The organism is Brevundimonas sp. (genome assembly GCF_051860745.1).
GTDB lineage: Bacteria > Pseudomonadota > Alphaproteobacteria > Caulobacterales > Caulobacteraceae > Brevundimonas.
In genome coordinates this window covers 131,699-153,678 of the sequence record NZ_JBHYDN010000002.1, presented here as the reverse complement: position 1 = coordinate 153,678, position 21,980 = coordinate 131,699, and the positions used below count along the sequence as shown (strand labels likewise).

Here is a 21,980-nt window from a genome sequence, read left to right as displayed (position 1 = left end):
GCGGCGAGCCTTTAAGCCCTTTCGGCAGGCCGTTCAATCATGCTGCAAGCGCGAAACGCGGCCCGGTTTGTGAAAGCCGGCCCGCGCGCCTATCTTGAGGCTGCACCATGTCCGACAGCCAACGCTTTCCCGTCGCCGCCCACGCCTTGGCCTATCTGGCCCACAAGGGCGCGAACTCGCCGGCCCAGGCCGTGCCGAGCGCGATTCTGGCCGCCTCGATCCCGACCAACCCCGTCGTCGTGCGGCGGGTGACCGCCCTGCTGGCCAAGGCCGGGCTGATCGCGACCCGTCCCGGCGCCTCGGGCGGAGCCTGGCTTTTGCACGCGCCGCAGGACATTTCGCTGGAATCCGTGCTGCGCGCCGTCAACGGCTGCGCCCACCTCGGCTCGCCGCCCGCCGGGGCCAAGGGCTGCCCGGTTAGCGAACACATCCCGCGTCAGGTGGCCAAGGCCCTGACCGCCGCAGATCAGGCCGCGGGCCAGGCCCTGTCGAAGATCACCATCGCCGACCTGCTGGATCATGAACCGGCTTCGCTGGCGGCCTTCGCGCCGCACGCCTCCTGCCCGGTCGCCGCCTGAGATGAGCCTGCCGTCGCGGCCGCGGCCCGTGGCGCTGATCACCGGCGCCTCGGCCGGCATCGGCGCGGCCGTGGCGCGGATCTACGCCGCCAAGGGCTGGGACCTGATCCTGACCGCGCGGCGCGAGGCGCCCCTGCAGTCTCTGGCGGCCGAGCTGGCCCGCATGGGCGCCGCGTCCACCGTTCTGACGGAGGACCTCGCTGACCCGGCCACCCCGCGCCGCCTGTTCGACGCCATCGCGAAACGCGGTCTGACGGTCGACGGCCTGATCAACAATGCGGGCTTCAGCCGGACCGACGGCTTCCTCAACACCGATCCCACGGCGCATCGGGCCATGATCCAGGTCATGCTGGCCGCGCCGGTGGAGCTGGCCCGGCTGTTCGCCCCGGCCATGGTCGAGCGCGGGTTCGGCCGCATCCTCAATGTCGCCTCCCTCGCCGGTCAGATGCCCGCGACCGGCGGCGACACCCTGTACGGTCCGATCAAGTCATTCCTGATCAAGGCGTCGCAGGGCCTGCATCTGGAACTGCGCCGGAGCGGCGTTCACGTCACCGCCCTGTGCCCCGGCTACACATTGACGGAATTCCATGACGCGAACGGGACACGCGAGCAGGTGTCATCGGCCTATCCGACCTGGATGTGGCAGACCGCCGACCATGTGGCGCGGGTCGGCTATGAAGCCTGCGAGGCCAACCGGCCGAAGGTCACGCCGGGCGTGATGAATCATCTATTGGCCGGTCTGGCCAAACACTTGCCGGACCGGGTGGCGCTGGGGATGGTCGGCGGGCACGCGAAGCGGCTGAAGCGGATCTAGGCGTCCCTATGTAGGGCGAACAAGGCCCGCTGCGCCGGATTCAAGGCAGCGTCTTCATGGTCCGCCTCGCGCCGACTGGCGGGATAGAAGGGCATCCGCTCGCTCTTCTCGTAGATCAACAGACCGTGCAGCCCCTCAACGTCCCGTCTCAAGATCGGCCGTTCCCAGATAGGGGCCATGATTTCACCCGTGGCGAGGTCACCCAAGGCCGCGATCACCTCCTCAATGAAGGCGATATCCTGTCCGGGCACGGGGGAAATTTTATCGAACTCCGCCTTGGTCGCCTGAAACACACTGAAGGTGGCGTTAAGGGCGCCGTCGACGACCATGATGTTCCGCATGCCTAGTGTCCCGCGTCCGGATAGGGCGTGGTGGCGATGCTGCTGAACATGCCCGGAATGGCTTCGGACAGGCCGGCTAGGATGAACTGGATGGCCAGGGCGCACAGGATCAGGCCGAGAACCCGCACGATGATGGCCATGCCGATCTCGCCGAGCAGGCGGCTGATCGGGCCGGTGAGGGTGAAGCAGACGAAGGTGGCGAAGCCTGCCGCAACGATGGCCGCCACCCCGGCCGCCTGACCGGCGGGACCGACCTTCTCGGCCTCGCCCGCCTGGATGATGATGGTCGAGATGGCGCCGGGGCCGATCAGCAGGGGCATGGCGAAAGGCACGACCAGCCGCTGGAACCGGCGGCGGGCATAGCCGTGATCGTTCTGGGCGTCCTTCACCGCATCGGGGTCAGCGAACATCTTGAGGAAGTCCTCGCGCGTCATGTCGAGGCCCAGGAGCAGCAGCAGGATGCCGCCCGCAATCCGGAAGGCCGCCAGCGAAATGCCGAAGAATTGCAGCAGCCCCAAGCCTGTGAAGAAGAAGAAGCACAGGAAGACGACGATGAAGATGCAGATCAGGGCCGAGACCGAGAGCCGTTGGCGCATCGAGGCGCCGGCCGTGGCGGCGGCGAAGATCGGGATATTGCCGATCGGATCCACCAGGGCGAACAGCGCCACGAACAGGTTGACGCCCAGATCGACCGCGTCCATGTGCTGACCTCGCCCTGCAATTCACCGTCCGGCGGCCATCAAGGCTGAGACGCGCCCGCGCGTCCACCCCTGACCGCATCAAAGGAGCGACGCCATGACCCCCGTGCTGACCGACCCGCGCCTGATCGTCGGCCTCGACCTGCCGTCTCTCGAGGCGGCCCGGGCCATGGTGGATCGCCTCGGCGCCACCATCAGCGCCTACAAGATCGGCCTGACCCTGCTGGCCCGGCCCGGCGGCGTGGCCTTCGCCCACGAGCTGTGCGCGGCCGGCAAGACGGTGTTCCAGGACTGGAAGCTGCACGACATCGGGGCCCAGGTCGAAGGCGCGGCCCGCGCCGTGGCCGAGGGCGGCTGCGACCTGCTGACCGTCCATGCCGAGCCGCAGGTGATGCGTGGGGCGGTGAGGGGGCGGGACGCGGCTGGGACCGGGACCAAACTGTTGGCCGTCACTGTCCTGACCAGCCTGTCGGACGCCGACCTGACCGATATCGGATACGGCTTCTCGGCCCGTGATCTGGTGGAGCGGCGGGTGCGGCAGGCGCTGGACTGTGGCGTCGACGGGGTGGTTTCAAGCCCGCTGGAGGCCGCGCGGGTGCGCGAGATCGCCACACAGGCCGGACGACCCGACTTCCTGATCGTCACCCCGGGCGTCCGGCCCGAGGGCGCGGACAAGGGCGACCAACAGCGGGTGGCGACGCCGCGCGCGGCCCTGGAGGCCGGCGCCACCCATCTGGTCGTGGCCCGTCCGGTGGTCGGAGCGGAAAACCCCCTGCTGGCGGCCTCGGCGATCGTCGAATCGATCGACGGGATCGCCCGCTAGCCTCGCCGATCAGCCGCGCTCGCCGGGCTCTTGGCTGTAGTACTGGCGGGACGGCTGCGAAGGGCGGGGCCGGGAGGGCCGGTACGGGCGCGCGGGCGGAGCCGGCGGCTCATAGCGCGGCGGTTCCGGCTGATATGGCGGCGGATAGGGGGCGTAGTCGTCGTCTCCGTGGTCGTCATGGCCGCAGCCGCCGCAACTGTTCCGCCCGTCGATATAGCCCCGCTCGTAGTCGCCGATCCCGTAGTCGGGACGACCCCCGCAACTCCCTCCGCAACTACCCTCGTATTCCTCGTAGGACTCATGGCTTTCGTACGAGCTGTAGGCGCCTTGTTCGTAGCCGTAGTCTTCCCGTTGGCCGCCGCCGCAGCTGTGACGTTCGCTGTAGCCGTAGCGGCCGCCGCGATCGTCGTCATCGCGACACACGCCGGTGTTGGCCACGCAGGCCGGCGCCTGACGGCCGTTGCGGCCGAAGCCATAGACGACATAGCCAAACGGCGCGCTGGCGCAGGTCCGGCCCTCATAGACCTCTTCGTTGTAGACCGCGCCGCCGCCACAGCAGGCGCCGCCGCCCCCGCCGTAACCGCCGCCGACGTAGACCGTGCCGCCGCCGTAGCCGCCGCCCCGGATGCCGCCGACGTCATAGGCGCGGGCGTTGAAATAGCCGCCCGCCGACGCGCCGGCAAAGGCGTTCGCACTGGCGTTGGAATTGACGTTCACATTGATATTGCTGTTGAAACCGCCGCCGTGAGAGGGAGGCGGCGTATAGGGGGGAGGCCGATGGCCGCCGCCGCCACAGCTGCTGCCGCAGCCTCCACCGCCCTGATGGCCGCCGCCGCGTGGATCGCCGGCGAAGGCGGGGCTGGCTGCCAGCATCGCAAAGGCGGCGACTGCCGCAAGGTTAACCATTCGCATGACGCGGACTCCCATATGGAGCCGTTGTAAGCCTCTGGAATGCAAAGGGTTCGGATTGCACCGAGCGGGCGAAACCAGGCGCCCGAGTTTCCCCGACGGGCCCTCAAATTAACCTTTCGGGTCGCAACAACGCCCCTCAGCGGTCGTAGAGGTAGACGTCCGAACACCCGCAATCACGATCGTAACGCCGCGAACGTCCGTCGTCGGACCACCGCCGCGACGAGGGCGGCCGGTCGTCATTGTAGCCCCATTCGTCGCGATAGCCGGCCCGCGAGGGCGGGTCATAACGGCGGTAGCCGTAGCTGCTGCGTCCCCGGCCGTAACCGTGGCCATAACGACCCTGGCCATGGTTGTGGCCGTAGCCCTGGCCATATCCCGGCGCGGGCACATAGACGTGCGGGCGGTCGGAGTATCCGTCCGCCCAGCGCCCGGTCCCGACATAGGACCGGATCTCGACCTCGGACAACGGACTGCCGCCGACCGGTCTCCCATAGGCGTTGAGATAGACTGGCTGGCCATACGTCTGGGCCGAGGCGGCGCCGGCGAGGGCGAGGGTGGCGAGGGTCGCCGCGGCGGCGAGGGTGCGGATCATCGGGCGGTTCTCCTGAATGAAAGGGTTAACGCCGTTCGCCCGTCTTTGTTCGCTGCGGTCAGAAGTCGACGGCCAGGCCCTTCTTCTCCCAGTCGCCATAGCGAGTCGGCTCAGGACCGCGCGGACCGCCGTGTTCGGTCGGCAGTTCGGTCTCGCCCCCCGCCGCGCGACGTTCGGCGGCCTCCAGCAGGGCGCGGCGCGCGGCCTCGGTCAGGGGGCGGTCGGGGGTGGCGTGAGGCACGTCGGCGTTGAAAGCCGGCGCGGGTGTTTCCTCGGGGGTGGGATGATCGGTCACAGCGGCCTCGTCTTGAGCCTGGGCTTCGATCCGCACACATGAGAGGTCCGCCCCGCCGGCGCCAGCTTCGATTGAACATTTCGGACCATGAACCACCTCAAGACCTTCACCCTGCTGGCGGCCCTGACCGCCCTGTTCGTCGGCCTCGGCTATCTGATCGGCGGACCGACGGGCATGCTGATCGCCCTGGTGGTCGCCGGCGGCATGAACCTGTTCAGCTACTGGAACGCCGACAAGATCGTGTTGAAGATGTACCGGGCCCAGCCGGTCGACGAACAGCATCCCAATGCGGTGGTCCGCACCTATGTCGCCGATGTGATTCAGATGGCGCGCGACGCGGGCCTGCCGCGGCCGGTCATCGCCATCATCCCCAACGACCAGCCCAACGCCTTCGCCACGGGCCGCAATCCGGCCAACGCCGCCGTCTGCGCCACCACCGGCCTGCTGGACATGCTGACCCGCGAGGAAATCCGCGGGGTGATGGCTCATGAACTTGCCCATGTGAAGAACCGCGACACCCTGACCATGACGGTGACCGCCACCGTCGCCGGGGCCATCGCCGCCCTGGCCAATTTCGCCCTGTTCTTCGGCGGCGGAAGCGACGACGAGGAACGGCCGGGCGGGATCATCGGGACGCTCGCCCTGATGATCCTCGCGCCGATGGCCGCCGGGCTCGTTCAGATGGCCATCAGCCGCGGCCGCGAATATGAAGCCGACCGCGTCGGCGCCGAGATCGCCGACGACGCCCGGTCTCTGGCCTCGGCGCTACAGAAGATCGACGGCCACGCCCGCCGGATCGTCAATCTGACCGCCGAGCGCAATCCGGCCTCGGGCCAGCTGTTCATCATCAACCCGTTGGCCGGGCGGGGGGCGGACAACCTGTTCTCGACCCACCCTGCGACCGGCAACCGGGTGAAGGCCCTGATGGAATTGGGGCTGACCATGGGGGTCGCCCGAGCCCGTCCAGCCGTCCCGGAGACCACACGCGGGCCGGTTTCCACCAGCGTGCCGTCCACGCCGTCGCAGCCTCGGGGGCCGTGGGGCTGACCCTGCCGCATTCCCGCCCTTGCATCGCGGGGCGTCTGGTCCTTTAAGCGCGCGCACACGCTCCAGCGCCTCCCCGCGTTCGCCGAAAGACCCGTCATGACCCAGTCCGCGCCCAAGAAGGTCGTCCTCGCCTATTCCGGCGGTCTCGACACCTCGATCATCCTGAAATGGCTGCAGACCGAATACGGCGCGGAGGTCGTGACCTTCACCGCCGACCTGGGCCAGGGCGAGGAACTGGCGCCGGCGCGCGAGAAGGCGCTGAAGATGGGCATCAAGCCCGAGAACATCTTCATCGACGACCTGCGCGAGGAATTCGTCCGCGACTACGTCTTCCCCATGTTCCGCGCCAACGCCCTGTACGAGGGCCAGTATCTGCTCGGCACCTCGATCGCCCGCCCCCTGATCGCCAAACGCCAGATCGAGATCGCCCGCATGGTCGGCGCCGACGCCGTCTGTCACGGCGCCACCGGCAAGGGCAACGACCAGGTCCGGTTCGAGCTGGGCTACTACGCCCTCGAGCCCGACATCCGGGTCATCGCCCCGTGGCGCGAATGGGACTTCAAGTCGCGCGAACACCTGCTGGACTTCGCCGAGAAGCACCAGATCCCGATCGCCAAGGACAAGCGCGGCGAGGCCCCGTTCAGCGTCGACGCCAACCTTCTGCACTCGTCCAGCGAGGGCAAGGTGCTGGAGGACCCCTCGGTCGAGGCCCCCGAATTCGTGCATCAGCGCACGCTGTCGCCGGAGGACGCGCCGGATGTGGCGACCGTCATCACCATCGGCTTCAAAAAGGGCGACCCGGTCTCGATCAACGGCGAGGCCATGAGCCCCGCGACCCTGCTGACCGCCCTGAACCAGTATGGCCACGACAACGGGATCGGCCGTCTCGATCTGGTCGAGAACCGCTTCGTCGGCATGAAGTCGCGCGGCGTCTATGAGACCCCGGGCGGGACCATATTGCTGGCGGCCCACCGCGGCATCGAGTCGATCACCCTCGACGGCGGCGCCATGCACCTGAAGGACGAGCTGGCGGTCAAATACGCCCACCTGCTCTACAACGGCTTCTGGTTCTCGCCCGAGCGCGAGATGCTGCAGGCCGCCATCGACCACTCCCAGGCGAAGGTCTCGGGCACGGTGCGGGTCAAGCTGTACAAGGGCAACGCCACCGTCATCGGCCGCGAGAGCGCCGAGAGCCTGTACGACCAGGAGCTGGTCACCTTCGAGGACGGCGCCGTCGCCTATGACCAGAAGGACGCCGCCGGCTTTATCAAGCTGAACGCCCTGCGCCTGCGGGTTCTGGGCAAGCGGGACGCGCGCGACCGCGGCTAGAATTCCAGACCCCTCGCGCCCTCGCCACATCGGCGCCACCTTGTCGGCTGGAGCATGGGCTCCCCGACCTCATTAAGGACCTCGACATGTCGCTTCGTATCGCCCTCGCCGCCGCCGCCGTTCTGGCCTTGGCGACCCCCGTCTTCTCCCAGGACGCGCCGGCCGCCGACCCGGCCGCTACCGCCGCCGAGGCGGAAACCGCGTTTGAAGCCAGGGCGGAAACTTTCCAGCAAGCCATGATGACGATGCAGGGCGAGATGCAGACCGCCCTGACGGCCGCCGGCGCGGATCAGGCCAGGGCCAACGCCGACATGGACGCCATCGCCGACCGCTATCAGCCGCAGGCCGACGCCTTCGCCGTCGAACTCGACGCCTTCATCACCTCCCAGCTGCCCGTCATGCCGCCGGAAGGCCAGGCGCAAATGGCCCAGATGGGTCCGATGCTGCGCGGTCAGATCATGGGCGCGCCCGCGACCATCAAGGCCGGGCTCCTCCAGGCCGCCGCCGCCGCCGCCGCCGCCGCGCCCGCCGATTCGCAGTAACTCATTGATCCGGCAGGCGGCGAGCCCATACCCGCCGCCTTACCGCGATTTCACTTGAGGCCGAGCGGTGTTCGGCGGACCTTGGCGGCGACCTTCCAGGGAGCCCGTCATGATCAAGGCCCTTTCGCTCGCCGCCGCCCTCGCCCTTCTGCCGATGTCGGCCGCCCTCGCCGACGAGACGCGCGGCCCGTCGGAAGACGCGATCGAAGCTGCCGCCGAAGCCTTCGAGTCCCGAATGGAGGCCTTCGGCGAACGCGCCGAAGTCATCGCCGAGGACACGAGCCTGACCGAGGCGCAGCGCGAAACGCGCATCGCCGCCCTCTGGGCCGAGTACCAGCCCGACGTGACCGCCTTCACCGCCGTGGTGACCGAGCACGCGGCGACTATCGCCGCCGAGGCCCTGGCCGGTATCGACCTCGAGGCGGTCGTCGCCCAGGCCCTGGCCGAGGTCGAGGCCTCGGGAGCCCTGGCCGGAGCGCGCGGCATGGTCACCAACGGCGCCTGGGCCTCCAACGACCCCGAGCACATGACCACCTACGGCCTGGTGGCCGACTACGCCCTCGGCTCGGCCATGGACTCGCTGGACGACGCGCAGGGCGAGGTCGAGGCCGCCGTTCAAGAGGCCAACGAGGCACTGGCTGAGGACGACGAAGACGTTGATGCCGATGCCGATGAGCACGAGGCCTCCGACGAAGGCTGACCGGGGTCCCGGTCGCGGATATTTTGGCTGCGGTCCGGATTGCCGGGGCGTAGGATCGGGTGTTCCGGACAGGAGGTTCCCGTGCCCATGCGTCTGATCCTGCTGGCGGCGGCCGTTTTCGCCGCGCCCCTTCCCGCCCTCGCCCAGGACCCGTCCACCCCGCCGACGGCCGCCGCCGCTTCCGGCGAAGCGGAGGTCACAGCGGCGGCGCTGACATTCCGCACACAGCTTGAAGCGATGAATGCGGAGGTTCGGACCGCCGTTGAGCAGTCCGGCTCCAACCGCCGCCGCGCCGCCAGCCGTGTTGACGAAATTCTCGCCCGCTACGCGCCCGGTTTCGAGAACTTTGCGGTATTGTTGGAGCATTATTTCGCCGCGCGTGCGGCCGCCGCCCCGACCGAAGAGGCGCGAGCCTCGACCACGGCGACGGGCGTCGCCAGCGTAGCCCGGATCCGGGCTATCCCCGATCAGGTCCGCGCCGGCCTGACCCAGCAAACCCAGGCCCGACCCGAGCAACCGCGCAACACCCAGCCCTCCACCGGCTACTGAACGCCCTTGCAGGCTTGACCGACTTCGCCGTCCGCCCGACAGGACGGCCATGGCCGGCCTGCCCGTTGATCCGCACCTGTATCTGACCTTCCTCGGCGTCATGATGGTCATGGCCGTCACGCCGGGACCGGCCAATGTTTTTTCGGTCGCCAACGGGGTCCAGCGCGGCAAGGCCGGGGCCATGCTCGGCGTGGTCGGGATGAACGCCGCCACCCTGGTCTGGTTCGGGGCCGCAGCGCTGGGCCTCGGCGCCCTCGTAATCGCCTTTCCGGCGGTTTTCCGCCTGATCTCGATCGGCGGCGCCCTCTATGTGGCCTGGCTGGGCATCAACGCGCTGCGCGGCGCTTTCCGCGTCGCCGCCGATCCTGAAGCGCCTGCCATCCGCATGGGCCGCAGCGCCCTGGTGGACGGCTTCATGGTCCAGATCGCCAACCCCAAGGCGGTGCTGTTCTTTACCGCCGTCCTGCCACCGTTCATGGACGTGACGCGTCCGGCCGCGCCCCAGCTGGCCCTGTTCGCCCTCGCCACCATCGGCATGGACGTTCTGACCATGTCCGCCTACGGTCTGGGCGGCGCAGCCTTGGCCCGACGCATGAGCGAGCCGCGCTTCCGCAAGGGTTTCGCCCTTCTGACCGGCCTGCTTCTTCTGGCCGCAGCCGCATTAATTGTTTCACGTTTATAACGACTTGATCACACCCCGGAACCGGCGCCGTTCATCTCCGTTCAGCCGAAAGAGCGCGCACTGTCGCGCCAAGGAGAGTTTCTATGAGACTTCGTTTCCTCAAGCCCGCGCTGCTGGCGGCGACGGCGGCTCTGGCCCTGTCCGCCTGCGCCACGGCCACCCCCTACGGTCCCGCCGGGGTCGACAGCCGCTACGGCTATGCCGACCAGCGGGTTGACGCCGACCGCTATCGCGTCAGTTTCTCGGGCAATTCCGTCACCTCGCGCGAACAGGTCGAGATGGCCCTTCTGCTGCGCGCCGCCGAGGTGACGGCCGAGAGCGGCTATGACTGGTTCTCCACGGTCAATCGGGCCACCGACCGCGACGTCCGGCTACAGGGGATACCAGATCCTTTCTATCGTGACCGCTACAGCCCGTTCTGGGGCCCGTCGTGGCGCTACTACCGCCGCGGCTACTGGAGCCCGTGGGGCGATCCCTTCTGGGGCAGCCGCGATTTCGACGTGCGTGAGATCGACCGATTCGAGGCCTCGGCCGAGATCGTCATGGGACGGGGGCCCAAGCCGGCCGGCGATCCCAACGCCTTCGACGCCCGCGAGGTGATCCAGAACCTGGGTCCGCGGGTGACGCGGCCGATGTGAGGTAGGGGCTGGGTTCTAGGGGCTAGGGGCTAGGGATTGGCCGGTTCGATCCGCACCCGCTGGTCCCTAAAACCTAGAACCTAGCCCCGAGAACCTACCCGATCCGCGGGCTCTTCAGCCGGCGCTTGTTGACGTGGGTGTCGGGGGCTGTGCCGAGGTCCTCGGGCACCTCGCCCTTGAAATAGTAGCGCTGCCACGCTTCCTTGGCCGCGTCGGGGTCGCCGGAGGCCAGCCGCTTGTTGAAGTCGGTGCGGGCCCGGTTCCAGGCCTCGAACTGGCCGTGCATAACCGGATTGGACTCCAGCGACCGGATCACCGGCTGCATCGTCTCGACCTTGCGATGCTCGATCGGGGTGATGAAGCAGAACGGCTCGCCTTTTTCGAACTTGACCCGGCCCGGGCGGGTGAAGAGCCAGTTCATGGTGAAGGGGAAGGGCAGCCAATCGGTCTCGATCAGGCCGACCAGCGGCTGGATGCCGTCCTTCAGGTGGTTGGGCGAACCGCCCGCCAGCAGGCCCCAGCCGGGCGGGGTGCGGAACAGATACTGCGGATGCATGGTCAGGACGCCGCGTGAGAAATGCGAGGTCACCACATGGGTCAGGTTGGCGTTGGGCCGCTCAGGCGTGATGACGATATCCGCCTGACTGGGTCCGCCGTTCCATTCGGCGGTGAAGGTCAGCGGGCACAGGATCTCCCAGCCCGTGGTGTTGGCCATGTTCAGCGGCAGGCAACGATAGGGGTGGCGGCTGGCGAAGGCGTCCATCCAGTTGCGCGACTGTCGGCCCGGCACGAGGTCGGGCGGCGTCGGCGTCATCGGATAGCATTCCAGTTCCACGGCGGGCCTCCGGGCGGTATCGAGGGACGTCTCCATCCCTAGCGGCGCCCCATGACCCAAGACAAGCCGACCCCGGATTCCGACCTTGGGCCAGCCTTCGACCGCGACCGCCTGCTGGACTGGATGGCGGCGAACGGCGTGGACCAGACGACCCACGACCACCCCGCCGTCTTCCGGGTCGAGGAGGGGCTGGAGCTCAAGGCCGCCATGCCCGGTGCCCACACCAAGAACCTGTTCCTCAAGGACAAGAAGGGCCGGCTGTGGCTGATCTCGGCGCGGCAGGACACGGTGGTCGATCTGAAGCGCGCGCCGAGGACGATCGGCTCCGACCGGCTGTCGTTCGGGAATGAAGGGCTGCTGTACGAGACGATGGGCCTGACGCCCGGGTCGGTGACTGCGCTGGGCCTGATCAACGACACGGGCCGGCGCGTGACCTTCGTACTCGACAAGGCGCTGTGGGACGCGGATATCGTCAACTTCCACCCGCTGACCAATACGGCGACGACGGCGCTGGGGCAGGACCAGTTTCGGCGGTTCCTGTCGCTGATCGGCCGGCAGCCGATTGTGGTGGACTTCAGTCGCCTGACCGCCTGACGCCCCGCGGGAAGGCTTGGGTGAACCTCCTCCTGACCGTCGCTCAGTTCACGCTGACGCTTCCGGTTACGCCATTACTGTAGAGGTTGGAATACAAGGGCGACATCGTGTGTCGGAAACTGATCACAGGAACCTAACAGGCAGCAAAAAGCTTGTGACGCCATAGGTTCATTGGTCAGGATTTTTGACATGTTCATGCACAACAAGCGTTTGATGTATACCGTTCGCGTGGCGGAACCAAACCCGGGGCTGGCGACGCTTCTGCTGGAACAGTTCGGCGGCCCACAGGGCGAACTGGCCGCCGCGATGCGCTACTTCACCCAGGCGCTCGCGGAAGAGGATCCCGGCCGCAAGGACCTGCTCATCGACATCGCGACCGAGGAGTTGAGCCATCTGGAGGTCATCGGCTCGATCGTCGCGATGCTGAACCGCGGCGCCAAGGGCGAACTGGCGGAGGCGTCAAAAAGCGAGGCCGAGCTCTACATGTCGCTCAACAACCAGGGCGAAAGCCACACGACCTCGATCCTGTACGGTGGCGGACCGGCTCTCGTGAACTCCGCTGGCGTACCGTGGACCGCCGCTTATATCGATTCGATCGGCGACCCGGCGTGCGACCTGCGCTCCAACATCGCGGCGGAGTCGCGGGCCAAGATCGTCTACGAGCGGCTGATCAACGTCACCGACGATCCGGGCATCAAGGAAGCGCTTGGCTTCCTGATGACGCGGGAAGTCGCCCACCAGAAGTCGTTTGAAAAAGCCCTGTACTCGATCGAGCCCAATTTCCCGCCGGGCAAAATCCCCGCGGATCCTGCCTTCGCCGACAAATACTACAATCTGTCCCAGGGCGAGGGAGACGCACGCGGCCCCTGGAACGAGGGTGAGCAGTGGGATTTCGTCGACACGCAGGAAGACCAGATGGCGGTTGATGGCGGCGACGGATCGGCCAGCGTCAAGCTGAGTGCGGCGCAGAAGAAAACCATCAGCGCCATGGCGGAGCGGCTGGCTTCTGACCCGGCCAGCAACCCGGTCACCGGCGCTGATCTGGGGGCGGGTCCGGGAGCCGGGTCCACGACGCCGATGAAGTGAGCGGGACCGTACCGGCCGCTTGAATCAGAGGGAATGCGCGCCAAAGCCCCGGAACGTCGCTGGCCGTTCCGGGGCTGTCAGGATCTGGTTCGAGGATCTGATCTGAGCGGGACGGTTCTATCGCGGCGCTTGGGATGCTAGAGGGCGCGCGTCTCCCCGACCCCCACGCCAGATACGGACGCCGCCATGCCCGCCGCTCCCGACTTTCCCCCCGCGCCGGACCGCGTGGCGCCGAAACGCGCCCTGATCTCCCTGTCCGACAAGACCGGGCTGGAGAACGCCGCCCGCACCCTGCACGGCCTCGGGGTTGAGCTGGTCTCGACCGGCGGCACCCGCGCCGCCATCGCCGGCTTCGGCCTGCCGGTGAAGGACGTCGCCGATCTGACCGGCTTCCCCGAGATGATGGACGGCCGGGTCAAGACCCTGCACCCCGTGGTCCACGGCGGCCTGCTGGGCGTGCGCGACGCGGCCGATCACGCGGAAGCCATGACGGCCCACGGCATCGGACCGATCGATATCGTCTGGGTCGACCTCTATCCGTTCGAATCCACCGTCGCCTCGGGGGCCGGTTTCGACGCCGCGGTTGAGAACATCGACATCGGCGGCCCGGCCATGATCCGGTCCGGCTCAAAAAACCACGGCTATGTGGCGGTGGCGGTGGACGGTGAGTCCGTCGGCCTGATCCTTAATGCCCTAAAGGCCGAGGGCGCGACGCGCCTCGAACTGCGCAAACGTCTCGCAGCCCGCGCCTTCGCGCGGACCGCCGCCTATGACGCCGCCGTCTCGGCCTGGTTCGCCGGGCAGGTCGGCGACGCCGCCCCGGCGCGCAAATCCATTGCCGGCTCGCTGGCCCAGACCCTGCGTTACGGCGAGAATCCGCACCAGACCGGCGCCTTCTACCGCACCGACGCCGCCCGCCCGGGCGTGGCCAATGCGCGCCAGCTGCAAGGCAAGGAACTGGGCTACAACAACATCGCCGACGCCGACGCCGCCTATGAGCTGGTCGCCGAGTTCGAAGGGCCCGCCTGCGTCATCGTCAAACACGCCAACCCCTGCGGCGTGGCGGTCGGAAACGACCTGGCCGCCGCCTACTCCCGGGCGCTGGAATGCGACGCCGTCTCGGCCTTCGGCGGGGTCATCGCCGTCAACCGGACTCTGACCGCCGCCGACGCGAGGCTGATCACCGACATCTTCACAGAGGTGGTCATCGCTCCCGGCGCCGACGACGAGGCCAGGGCCATCTTCGCCGCCAAGAAGAACCTGCGCCTGCTGCTGACCGACGGCCTGCCCGACCCGCTGGCGGCGGGCGAGGTGTTCCGCTCGGTGGCCGGCGGCTTCCTGGTCCAGTCGCGCGACCGTAGCCGCATCGCGCCCGCCGACCTCAAGATCGTCACCCGTCGTCAGCCGACGCCGCAGGAGATCGAGGACATGTTGTTCGCCTTCACTGTGGCCAAACACGTCAAGTCGAACGCCATCGTCTATGCGAAGGACGGCCAGACCGCCGGCATCGGCGCCGGCCAGATGAATCGTCGCGACTCGGCCCGCATCGCCGCCATCCGCGCCCGCGAGGCCGGCGAGGCCAAGGGGCTGGCGCACTCTCTGGCCCAGGGGTCCGCCTGCGCCTCCGAAGCCTTCTTCCCCTTCGCCGACGGCCTGCTGGAAGCGGTCGCGGCCGGAGCCACGGCGGTGATCCAGCCCGGCGGCTCGATCCGCGACGACGAGGTCATCGCCGCGGCGGACGAGGCTGGAGTGGCAATGGCCTTCACCGGGGTTCGGGTTTTCCGTCACTGATGTTGGGGACGCTACCGCTCGCGCGGTCGCGCGCTGCTTGAGCGTGATCAGCTGGTTCTGCCGTCGCCAACAGCTAAGGTGAAGTATGCAAACCCTCTCCCAGCGCTGGTCGATGCTCGAACCTGCCGTCACCATCGTCGGCCCGGATGATGACCGCCCGCGCCCGGCGGTGATCCTGTTCCACGGCTGTGGGGGCCTGCGCGACCATCTGCCGAAATACGCGGCGGCGGCGGAGGCGGCGGGATGGCGGGCCTTCATCGTCGACTCCTATGCGCCGCGCGGCTGGAGCCGTCAGTTCGCCATGGCCATGGTCTGCACGGGCATCCTGCTGCACGGTTCGCAGAGGGCGGGGGATGTGCTTGCGGCCCTGTACGGCGTCTCGCGGCGGACCGACATCGACCCTTCGAAGATCGTTCTCGCGGGCTGGAGCCACGGCGGCTGGGGCATCATGGAAGCGATGAGCTCGCCGCGCCGACGCAGCATGCTCGGCGTCGTGGATCCCGGCGCAGTGTCTCTGAACGGGGTGGTCGGCGCCTGGCTGGCCTATCCCTATGTCGGCGTCGGCGCGGTCAACAGGATGCGGCCGTGGACGCATTGCCCGAAGACGCTGGCCGTCATTTCGCGCACCGACCATCTGACCTCCGTTCGAAACGCCGAACAGGTGCATGACATGGTCCGGCGCTGCGGGGGCGAGGTCGAGACCTGGATCGCCGACGGCAGCCACGCCTTCGACGAGCCCATGGCCGCCGCCCCGATGCGCTACCACCCCGAACTGGCCGCCGAGGCCGAGCGACGTTTCGTCGCCCTGCTGAACGACGTCGCCGTCGCTCCGGCGGTCTAGCGCGGTTCGATCGTGACTTCCGCCCGGATCGAGTTCGCGATGTAACAGGCGCTGTGAGCCCGGTGATGCAGATCGTCGATGGCTACGCCGTCGGGCGTCTGGGCGCCGGAGAACACGACGGCGGGCCTCAATGTGACTGTCGTGATCGAGGTCTTGCCCCGCTCGTCCCGGCCCAGAATCCCGACCGCCTCATCGCGATAGGAATCGACGGTAAAGCCGCCCTTGGCCGCAAAGGCGAGGAAAAACAGCATGTGGCAGCTGCTCAGGGCCGCCACCAGCGCCTCCTCCGGATCGACGGCTGTCGGATCCGACAGCGGCGTCGGCACGAGAGCGGACGGCGCCGACGATCCGCGCACCACCGCCCCGCCGTCGAAACGCCAGTCGTGGGCGCGGGAGTAGCGATTGCCGGTGAAATCCTGATCGCCGCGGCTCCATTCGACGGTGGCCAGATGTTCGCTCATGACAGTTCTCCAGAGGGTGATGACCGAACCGTGTAGCACGCCACGGTCGTGAAACCCGGCGCGCGCCTTGCTCCCGCCCGCGACCCGCCTTATCCCCGGTCCATGGCCGCGCCCCTGATCTGTCCGTCCATCCTCGCCAGCGACTTCGCCCGTCTGGGCGAGGAGGTCGCCGCCCTTGAGGCGGCCGGCGCGGACTGGATCCATGTCGACGTCATGGACGGCCATTTCGTGCCGAACATCACCCTCGGCCCCGATGTGGTGAAGGCGCTGAGGCCCCACACGCGCCTGCCGTTTGACGTCCACCTGATGGTCGCGCCGGTCGATCCGTGGCTGGAGGCCTATCGCGAGGCCGGGGCCGACATCCTGACCGTCCATCCCGAAAGCGGCCCGCACCTGCACCGCACCCTCGGCCGTATCCGCCAGCTCGGCGCCAAAGCGGGCGTGGTGCTAAACCCCGGCACCTCCCTCAGCGTGCTCGAGGACGTCATTGAACTCGTCGATCTGGTGCTGCTGATGTCGGTCAATCCGGGCTTCGGCGGCCAATCCTTCATCGGGACCACCCTGCGCAAGATCGAGCGGACCCGCGCCCTGCTCGACGCCGCCGGGTCGAAGGCGCATTTGCAGGTTGACGGCGGGGTCACCGCCGCCAACGCCGGGGCCTGTGTCGCCGCCGGCGCCGACGCTCTTGTGGCCGGCACAGCCGTGTTCCGGGGGGGATCGACGGCCTATGCCGCCAATATCCGGGCGCTGAAATCCGCGTGAACCCGCTCGGTCGCTTTTCCCGAACCGAGGCTGACACGCCGCCGCCCGGCGAAATCCCGGGCCTGCGCGGCGCGGCGATGCGTACGCCGGTCAGGACCACGGGCGCCGCGACGGGTCCTGGCCTGTGGCCGGCCGTGGTCGGCCGGATGCTGACCCGCCAGCTGTGGATCGAACTGTACGGCCTGCCCGGCTACAGCCTGACGCTGAAGGCCCGCCCTGTTCAGGGCTTCGCCGCCACGCCCCGCGACTTCCGGCCCGCCGACCCGGCCCCGGGCAAGGGCATTGTGGACGGCCGGTTCATCCTCGCCGGCGCCAGCCTTGAGGCTGCAGCGCCCGAGGATCCCTGGAACCGCCCGAGCCCGAGCCGGGCCTTCGCCACCGAACTTCACGCCTTCGGCTGGCTGCCGTCGCTGATGCTGCAAGGTGAGCGCGGCGCGCGCGAGGCCGTGCGGCTGACCCTGGCCTGGGGTGCGGCGTTCGCGCGTTGGTCGCCCTTCGCCTGGGGGTCGGACGTTCTGGCGCGGCGGACCCTCAACCTCGCCTGCGCCGCGCGGCGGATGGGACAGGTCTCGACCGAGGTCGAGCGGCTGAAGCTGGCCGATGTTCTGGGCCGTCAGGGACGGCAGCTGCTGCGCCCGCCGGGCGGTCTGGCCGGTAGCGCCGAGCGGCTGACCGCCGCGGCTGTAGCCGGCTGCGTGCTGGCCGGATCGCCCGGCGTCTCTCTGCGTCGCGCCGCCTTGCGCCGCCTGCCCGGCGCCCTTGAGCGCACGGTCGGCGCCGACGGCGGCCATGCTTCGCGCAGCCCGGAGGCGGGGCTGGAGCTGCTGCTCGACCTGCTGACCCTCGACGACGCCCTGTCACAGCTGTCCGAGGCGAGCCCGGAGGCGGTTCGCTCCGCCATCCAGCGGCTGACCGTCGCGCTGCGCCTGCTGACCCTGCCCGACGGCCGGCTGGTCACCATGCAGGGCGGAGGACCGTCGACCCCGGCCCGGATCGCCGCCGCCCGCGCCCATGACGAGGCGCCCGCCGCCGATCTGCACAGCCGGATCGTGGCCGGCATCGCCCGCATCCGCAGCCCCCTGCTGACCATCGCCGCGGATGTGTCCGGGCCCGCTCGCGGGGCCTGGTCCGGCGCGGCCTGCGCCCAGCCGATGGCTCTGGAGATCGTCTGCGGCAAGGACCGGCTGGTCACCGGCTGCGGCTGGACGCCTCGCGCCGGCGACCGTCAGGGCCTGCGTCTGCCGCCCGGCCACTCGACCCTGACCCTTGGCGAAGGCTCGACCGGCGAGCCCCTGGGCGGCTGGAAGGCCGAACTGATGGGGCACCGCCTGATCGGCCCGCCGCTGCACGTCGACGTCCAGCAGCGCGACGGCGAGGGCGCCGTCTGGCTGGAGGTCGAGCATGACGGCTGGGTCCACGACTATGGCCTGCTGCATCAGCGCCGCCTCTATCTGGATCAGCGCCTGGACGAACTGCGGGCCGAGGAGCGGCTGCATCCCGCGCCGGGCCACAAGGAGGTCGTCCGCGCCATCGCCGCCCCCTATGCCGTGCGGTTCCAGCTGGAGCCGGGAGTCCAGGCCTCGCTGGCGCGCGATCGCCGCTCCATCCTGCTGCGCGGCCATTCGGGGCGGGGCTGGTGGTTCCGGACCGACGGGCCGGACGTGGCCATCGAACCCTCGGTCCATATCGACGAGGGGCTGACCCGCCGTTCGCTGCAGATCGTGGTGCGCGGCTCGGCACGGACCGATTCCGAGACCAAGATTCGCTGGAAGCTGAGCCCCGCCGGCGCTGGAACCGACCCATCCTGATGGCCCCTTGAGACCGGGCCCGCCCGCGACCATCTGAGGCTTGCCGCGTTACGACTTTCGGACACAGGATCGATTGATGAGCTTCGCCGACCCGACCACCCTGCCCGACGACCTGATCAAGGACGGCTCTGACGCCGGCTTCATGATCGATGTCATCGAGGCCTCCAAGGCCCAGCCGGTGCTGGTCGATTTCTGGGCGCCCTGGTGCGGGCCGTGCCGGACCCTGACGCCGATGATCGAAAAGGCCGTGCGCGCCGCCGGCGGGGCGGTGAAACTGGTCAAGATCGACATCGACAAGGACCCCGCCTACGCCCAGCAGTTGCAGGTTCAGTCGATTCCGACCGTCTACGCCTTCGTCAATGGCCAGCCGGTCGACCGCTTCCAGGGCGCCCTGCCTGAAAGCCAGCTCAGGTCCTTCATCGACAAGCTGACGGGCGGAGAGAGCGCCAACGCCGATATCGAACAGCTGATGTCGCTGGGCGAGGAATCCCTGTCGCTCAACGACCTCGGCGGCGCGGCCCAGGCCTTCGCCCAGGTGCTGACGCTGGAGCCGGCCCATGAGCGGGCCATCGCCGGCATGGCGCGGGTCTATCTGGCCGACGGCGACGTCGATCAGGCGCGCCAGACCATCGCCATGGCCCCCCAGGACTCAAAGGAAGCAACGGTCCAGTCGGTCCGGGCCCAGCTGGCTCTGTTGTCGGCCGCTCCGGCGGGCGCGGACGACGAGCTGAAGGCGAAGGTCGCCGCCGATCCCGATGACCATCAGGCCCGCTATGACCTGTCGCTGGCCCAGGCCGCGTCCGGTGACCTCAAGGGAGCGGTCGACAGCCTGCTGACCATCGTCGCCGCCGACCGTGAATGGAATGAACAGGCCGCGCGCAAACAGTTGCTGGTGGTGTTCGAGGCCGCCGGGGCCGGGTCGGACGTGGCGCGGGACGGGCGTCGCCGCCTGTCCTCCATCCTGTTCGCATAGGAGACGGGCGTGGCGCAGGGGTATGTGAAAGCCGCCGACCTGCCGCAAGTGATCCCGGTCTTTCCCCTGCCCGGCGCCATCCTGCTGCCGCGCGGCCAGCTGCCGCTGAACATCTTCGAGCCGCGCTATCTGAACATGATCGATGACGCCATGGCCGGGGACAGGATCATTGGCATGATTCAGCCGCAGGGCGGGCCACAGCGCCTGCCCGGCCTGTCGCCGATCGGCTGCGCGGGACGGATCACCAGTTTCGCCGAGACCTCGGACGGCCGCTATCTGATCACCCTGACCGGCTGCGCCCGCTTCCGGCTGGGCAGCGAAATCCCGACCCAGACTCCCTATCGCCAGATCCGCGCCGACTTCGCGCCGTTCGAGGCCGATCTGAGCGCGCCGCCGGTCGACGATGTCGGGCTGGACCGCGACGGCCTGCTGGACGCCCTGCGCGCCTATCTGGAGACGCGCGGCCTGGACATCGACTGGGACACGGCCGAGACGGCTCCGCCCGAGGCCCTGATCAACAGCCTGTCCATGGCCCTGCCCTTCGACCCGCCCGAGAAACAGGCCCTGCTGGAAGCCGCCAGCCTGACCGACCGCTCCACTGTCCTCACCGCCCTGCTCACGATTGACGCCGCCGGAGACGGGGACGGCGAGGCGCCATCAATGCAGTGAATCGAGGGGCTAGGTTTTAGGGATTAGGTTTTAGGGAAGAGAGCGCGCGGCGTTGCAAACGCCCCTAGAACCTAACCCCTAGCCCCTATAACCTTCCTGAATGTCCGACGTCTTCCACACTCCGCCGTCCGTCGATCCCCGCCTGCTGGAGGTGCTGGTCTGCCCGATCACGCGCGGCAGGCTGACCTATGACCGGGAGCGGCAGGAGCTCGTGTCCAAGGGCGCCAAACTGGCCTTCCCGATCCGCGACGGCGTGCCGATCATGCTGCCGGAAGAGGCGCGGGCGCTGGACTGATAATTCTTCCGCTCATCCCGGCTTTCGCCCGGATGAGCGGGAATTTGGGCTAAACCGCTTCTCCCCTCAACAACCGAGGCAGGTCGCCGGTCGCGCCGCCGGCCTCGTGCATGAAGGCACGGCGCAGGGGAGCGATGCGGTTGACGGCGGCGATGCCGAGGGTGCGGGCCAGACGCACTGGCGCGATATCGTTGGAGAACAGCCGTACGAAACCGTCGAAGCCGGCAGCCAGCGCCGCATTGTCGAACCGGCGCCAGCGGGCGTAACGGTCCAGCACCGTCTCCGAGCCGAGGTCCTCGCCCAGCCGCAGGGCCTCGACCAGCACCTCGGCGAGGGCGGCGGCGTCCTTCAGACCCATATTCAGGCCCTGGCCCGCGACCGGATGCACGGCATGGGCGGCGTCGCCGATCAGGGCGGTACGTGGCGCGGTCAGTTGTTCGGCCAATTGCAGCGACAGCGGATAGACGAAGCGTGGTCCCATCACCGTGACGTCTTCGAGGAAGTCGCCGAAACGCCGCATCAGATGCGACTGGAAGGCCTCGTCCGAGGCGGCCCGCAAGGCCTCGCCCCGCCGCGTCGACTCCGTCCAGACCAGGCTGGCCCGGCGTTCGGTCAGCGGCAGGATGGCGAAGGGGCCCGAGGGCAGGAAATATTCATGGGCGACATTGCCGTGGTCCCGCCCGAGAGACACGGTCGCCACCACCCCGCTCTGGCCATAGCCCCAGCCGACGGTATCGATACCGGCCGCCTTGCGAACCGGGGATGTGCGGCCCTCGGCGCCGACGGTCAGCGCCGCCTCGATCACGGACCCGTCGGCCAGCGTGACCCGCGACATGGCCGGGCCGGCCTCGACTCCGGCCACAGCCGCCGGCGCCCGCACCTCGATCCCGGCCGCCGCGATCGCATCGGCCAGGGCCACGCGGATGCGCCGGTTCTCGACCATATAGCCCAGCGGTTCGCCGTCGGTCCGGTCGCCGATCTCGTCGGCGTCGAAACGCAGGAAGGCTGACGAGGCCGGGCGGGAAGCCGCGCCGGGCCGTCGTCCGTCGGTCACCAGAATCCGGTCCATACGGCAGGCGTGGGGCCGCAGAGCCATGCCGACGCCCAACGCATCCAGCATCCGGAAGGTGGCGAACGCGATGGCCGTCGAGCGCCCGTCGAAGCTCGGCGCCAGTTGGGCGTCGAAGGGCTGGGGATCGACCAGAACGACCTTCAGCCCGCCCTGCGCCGCCGCCAGGGCGAAGGTCGCCCCGGCGAGGCCGGCGCCGGCGATGATGACGTCATAATGGTCGGTCTGGCTCATGGGACGGTTGTCGCGCTTCACC

The 21,980-nt window shown here is 68.8% G+C and carries 27 protein-coding genes; 19 read left to right on the top strand and 8 right to left on the bottom strand.

The window, feature by feature from the left end; all coding sequences use genetic code 11:
• Positions 1-107 precede the first annotated feature (107 nt).
• Both ACTIEW_RS03205 and ACTIEW_RS03200 read left to right on the top strand, forming a co-directional pair.
• Positions 108-578 (top strand): Rrf2 family transcriptional regulator, encoded by a 471-nt coding sequence (locus ACTIEW_RS03205; RefSeq protein ID WP_439476468.1) that lies wholly within the window; start codon positions 108-110, stop codon positions 576-578.
• Position 579: 1 nt separating this feature from the next.
• A complete protein-coding gene (locus ACTIEW_RS03200) occupies positions 580-1,392 on the top strand; it encodes an SDR family NAD(P)-dependent oxidoreductase (protein WP_439476467.1) in 813 nt (270 codons plus the stop codon).
• Here ACTIEW_RS03200 and ACTIEW_RS03195 read toward each other — a convergent pair.
• Entirely contained in the window at positions 1,389-1,733 is a 345-nt protein-coding gene (locus tag ACTIEW_RS03195; protein WP_439476466.1) for a hypothetical protein, read from the bottom strand. The two genes, ACTIEW_RS03200 and ACTIEW_RS03195, sit on opposite strands and share 4 nt — an antisense overlap.
• Before the next feature lie 2 nt (positions 1,734-1,735).
• Positions 1,736-2,434 carry a MarC family protein gene (locus ACTIEW_RS03190; RefSeq protein WP_439476465.1) on the bottom strand — a complete coding sequence of 233 codons (699 nt, stop codon included), beginning with the start codon at positions 2,432-2,434 and terminating at the stop codon, positions 1,736-1,738.
• A 103-nt stretch (positions 2,435-2,537) separates the two neighbouring features.
• Here ACTIEW_RS03190 and pyrF point away from each other — a divergent pair, with 103 nt between their 5' ends.
• Positions 2,538-3,254: an orotidine-5'-phosphate decarboxylase gene (gene pyrF, locus ACTIEW_RS03185; RefSeq protein ID WP_439476698.1), complete on the top strand. Its 717-nt coding sequence runs from the start codon at positions 2,538-2,540 to the stop codon at positions 3,252-3,254.
• 9 nt (positions 3,255-3,263) lie between these two features.
• On the opposite strand, the gene ACTIEW_RS03180 is transcribed toward pyrF, so the two are convergent.
• The 3 genes from ACTIEW_RS03180 to ACTIEW_RS03170 form a co-directional block, all read right to left on the bottom strand.
• The gene (locus tag ACTIEW_RS03180) at positions 3,264-4,166 is read right to left on the bottom strand and encodes a hypothetical protein (RefSeq protein ID WP_439476464.1); all 903 of its coding nucleotides are present in this window, start codon (positions 4,164-4,166) and stop codon (positions 3,264-3,266) included.
• 136 nt (positions 4,167-4,302) lie between these two features.
• The gene (locus ACTIEW_RS03175; protein WP_439476463.1) at positions 4,303-4,758 is read right to left on the bottom strand and encodes a hypothetical protein; all 456 of its coding nucleotides are present in this window, start codon (positions 4,756-4,758) and stop codon (positions 4,303-4,305) included.
• 58 nt (positions 4,759-4,816) lie between these two features.
• Positions 4,817-5,053 carry a DUF1674 domain-containing protein gene (locus ACTIEW_RS03170; RefSeq protein ID WP_439476462.1) on the bottom strand — a complete coding sequence of 79 codons (237 nt, stop codon included), beginning with the start codon at positions 5,051-5,053 and terminating at the stop codon, positions 4,817-4,819.
• Between the two features lie 87 nt (positions 5,054-5,140).
• Between ACTIEW_RS03170 and htpX the strand changes: the two genes are divergently transcribed.
• From htpX to ACTIEW_RS03135, 7 genes are all read left to right on the top strand, one after another.
• Complete coding sequence (gene htpX, locus ACTIEW_RS03165; protein ID WP_439476461.1) at positions 5,141-6,100, top strand: zinc metalloprotease HtpX; 960 nt, start codon at positions 5,141-5,143, stop codon at positions 6,098-6,100.
• A 96-nt stretch (positions 6,101-6,196) separates the two neighbouring features.
• A complete protein-coding gene (locus tag ACTIEW_RS03160) occupies positions 6,197-7,429 on the top strand; it encodes an argininosuccinate synthase (protein WP_439476460.1) in 1,233 nt (410 codons plus the stop codon).
• 86 nt (positions 7,430-7,515) lie between these two features.
• Entirely contained in the window at positions 7,516-7,971 is a 456-nt protein-coding gene (locus ACTIEW_RS03155) for a hypothetical protein (protein ID WP_439476459.1), read from the top strand.
• 109 nt (positions 7,972-8,080) lie between these two features.
• A complete protein-coding gene (locus tag ACTIEW_RS03150; protein ID WP_439476458.1) occupies positions 8,081-8,671 on the top strand; it encodes a hypothetical protein in 591 nt (196 codons plus the stop codon).
• Positions 8,672-8,752: 81 nt separating this feature from the next.
• Positions 8,753-9,220 (top strand): hypothetical protein, encoded by a 468-nt coding sequence (locus tag ACTIEW_RS03145; protein WP_439476457.1) that lies wholly within the window; start codon positions 8,753-8,755, stop codon positions 9,218-9,220.
• Between the two features lie 49 nt (positions 9,221-9,269).
• Entirely contained in the window at positions 9,270-9,902 is a 633-nt protein-coding gene (locus ACTIEW_RS03140; RefSeq protein ID WP_439476456.1) for a LysE family translocator, read from the top strand.
• A gap of 83 nt (positions 9,903-9,985) precedes the next feature.
• On the top strand, positions 9,986-10,540 hold the full coding sequence (locus ACTIEW_RS03135) for a CC0125/CC1285 family lipoprotein (RefSeq protein ID WP_439476455.1): 555 nt from the start codon (positions 9,986-9,988) through the stop codon (positions 10,538-10,540).
• 94 nt (positions 10,541-10,634) lie between these two features.
• Here ACTIEW_RS03135 and ACTIEW_RS03130 read toward each other — a convergent pair whose 3' ends face one another.
• Entirely contained in the window at positions 10,635-11,375 is a 741-nt protein-coding gene (locus tag ACTIEW_RS03130; protein WP_439476454.1) for a DUF6065 family protein, read from the bottom strand.
• A gap of 51 nt (positions 11,376-11,426) precedes the next feature.
• Here ACTIEW_RS03130 and ACTIEW_RS03125 point away from each other — a divergent pair, with 51 nt between their 5' ends.
• From ACTIEW_RS03125 to ACTIEW_RS03110, 4 genes are all read left to right on the top strand, one after another.
• A complete protein-coding gene (locus tag ACTIEW_RS03125) occupies positions 11,427-11,969 on the top strand; it encodes a prolyl-tRNA synthetase associated domain-containing protein (RefSeq protein ID WP_439476453.1) in 543 nt (180 codons plus the stop codon).
• A 189-nt stretch (positions 11,970-12,158) separates the two neighbouring features.
• Positions 12,159-13,055: a manganese catalase family protein gene (locus ACTIEW_RS03120; protein WP_439476452.1), complete on the top strand. Its 897-nt coding sequence runs from the start codon at positions 12,159-12,161 to the stop codon at positions 13,053-13,055.
• A 186-nt stretch (positions 13,056-13,241) separates the two neighbouring features.
• The gene (gene purH, locus ACTIEW_RS03115) at positions 13,242-14,846 is read left to right on the top strand and encodes a bifunctional phosphoribosylaminoimidazolecarboxamide formyltransferase/IMP cyclohydrolase (protein WP_439476451.1); all 1,605 of its coding nucleotides are present in this window, start codon (positions 13,242-13,244) and stop codon (positions 14,844-14,846) included.
• Positions 14,847-14,931: 85 nt separating this feature from the next.
• On the top strand, positions 14,932-15,687 hold the full coding sequence (locus tag ACTIEW_RS03110; RefSeq protein ID WP_439476450.1) for a dienelactone hydrolase family protein: 756 nt from the start codon (positions 14,932-14,934) through the stop codon (positions 15,685-15,687).
• Here the strand turns inward: ACTIEW_RS03110 and ACTIEW_RS03105 are convergent.
• Positions 15,684-16,148, bottom strand: coding sequence for an OsmC family protein (locus ACTIEW_RS03105; protein ID WP_439476449.1), 465 nt, complete (start codon positions 16,146-16,148; stop codon positions 15,684-15,686). The two genes, ACTIEW_RS03110 and ACTIEW_RS03105, sit on opposite strands and share 4 nt — an antisense overlap.
• A gap of 102 nt (positions 16,149-16,250) precedes the next feature.
• On the opposite strand from ACTIEW_RS03105, the gene rpe reads away from it, so the two are divergent.
• The 5 genes from rpe to ACTIEW_RS03080 all read left to right on the top strand — a co-directional run bounded on the left by rpe (position 16,251) and on the right by ACTIEW_RS03080 (position 20,655).
• Complete coding sequence (gene rpe / locus ACTIEW_RS03100) at positions 16,251-16,910, top strand: ribulose-phosphate 3-epimerase (RefSeq protein WP_439476448.1); 660 nt, start codon at positions 16,251-16,253, stop codon at positions 16,908-16,910.
• Positions 16,907-18,718: a heparinase II/III family protein gene (locus tag ACTIEW_RS03095; protein ID WP_439476447.1), complete on the top strand. Its 1,812-nt coding sequence runs from the start codon at positions 16,907-16,909 to the stop codon at positions 18,716-18,718. Before rpe ends, ACTIEW_RS03095 begins: the two co-directional genes overlap by 4 nt.
• A gap of 76 nt (positions 18,719-18,794) precedes the next feature.
• A complete protein-coding gene (gene trxA, locus ACTIEW_RS03090; RefSeq protein ID WP_439476446.1) occupies positions 18,795-19,691 on the top strand; it encodes a thioredoxin in 897 nt (298 codons plus the stop codon).
• Between the two features lie 9 nt (positions 19,692-19,700).
• Positions 19,701-20,360 carry an LON peptidase substrate-binding domain-containing protein gene (locus tag ACTIEW_RS03085; protein ID WP_439476445.1) on the top strand — a complete coding sequence of 220 codons (660 nt, stop codon included), beginning with the start codon at positions 19,701-19,703 and terminating at the stop codon, positions 20,358-20,360.
• A gap of 100 nt (positions 20,361-20,460) precedes the next feature.
• Positions 20,461-20,655 carry a Trm112 family protein gene (locus tag ACTIEW_RS03080; protein ID WP_439476444.1) on the top strand — a complete coding sequence of 65 codons (195 nt, stop codon included), beginning with the start codon at positions 20,461-20,463 and terminating at the stop codon, positions 20,653-20,655.
• A gap of 49 nt (positions 20,656-20,704) precedes the next feature.
• Here ACTIEW_RS03080 and ACTIEW_RS03075 read toward each other — a convergent pair whose 3' ends face one another.
• Positions 20,705-21,958, bottom strand: a complete 1,254-nt coding sequence (locus ACTIEW_RS03075) for a UbiH/UbiF/VisC/COQ6 family ubiquinone biosynthesis hydroxylase (protein WP_439476443.1) — start codon at positions 21,956-21,958, stop codon at positions 20,705-20,707.
• Positions 21,959-21,980 lie beyond the last annotated feature (22 nt).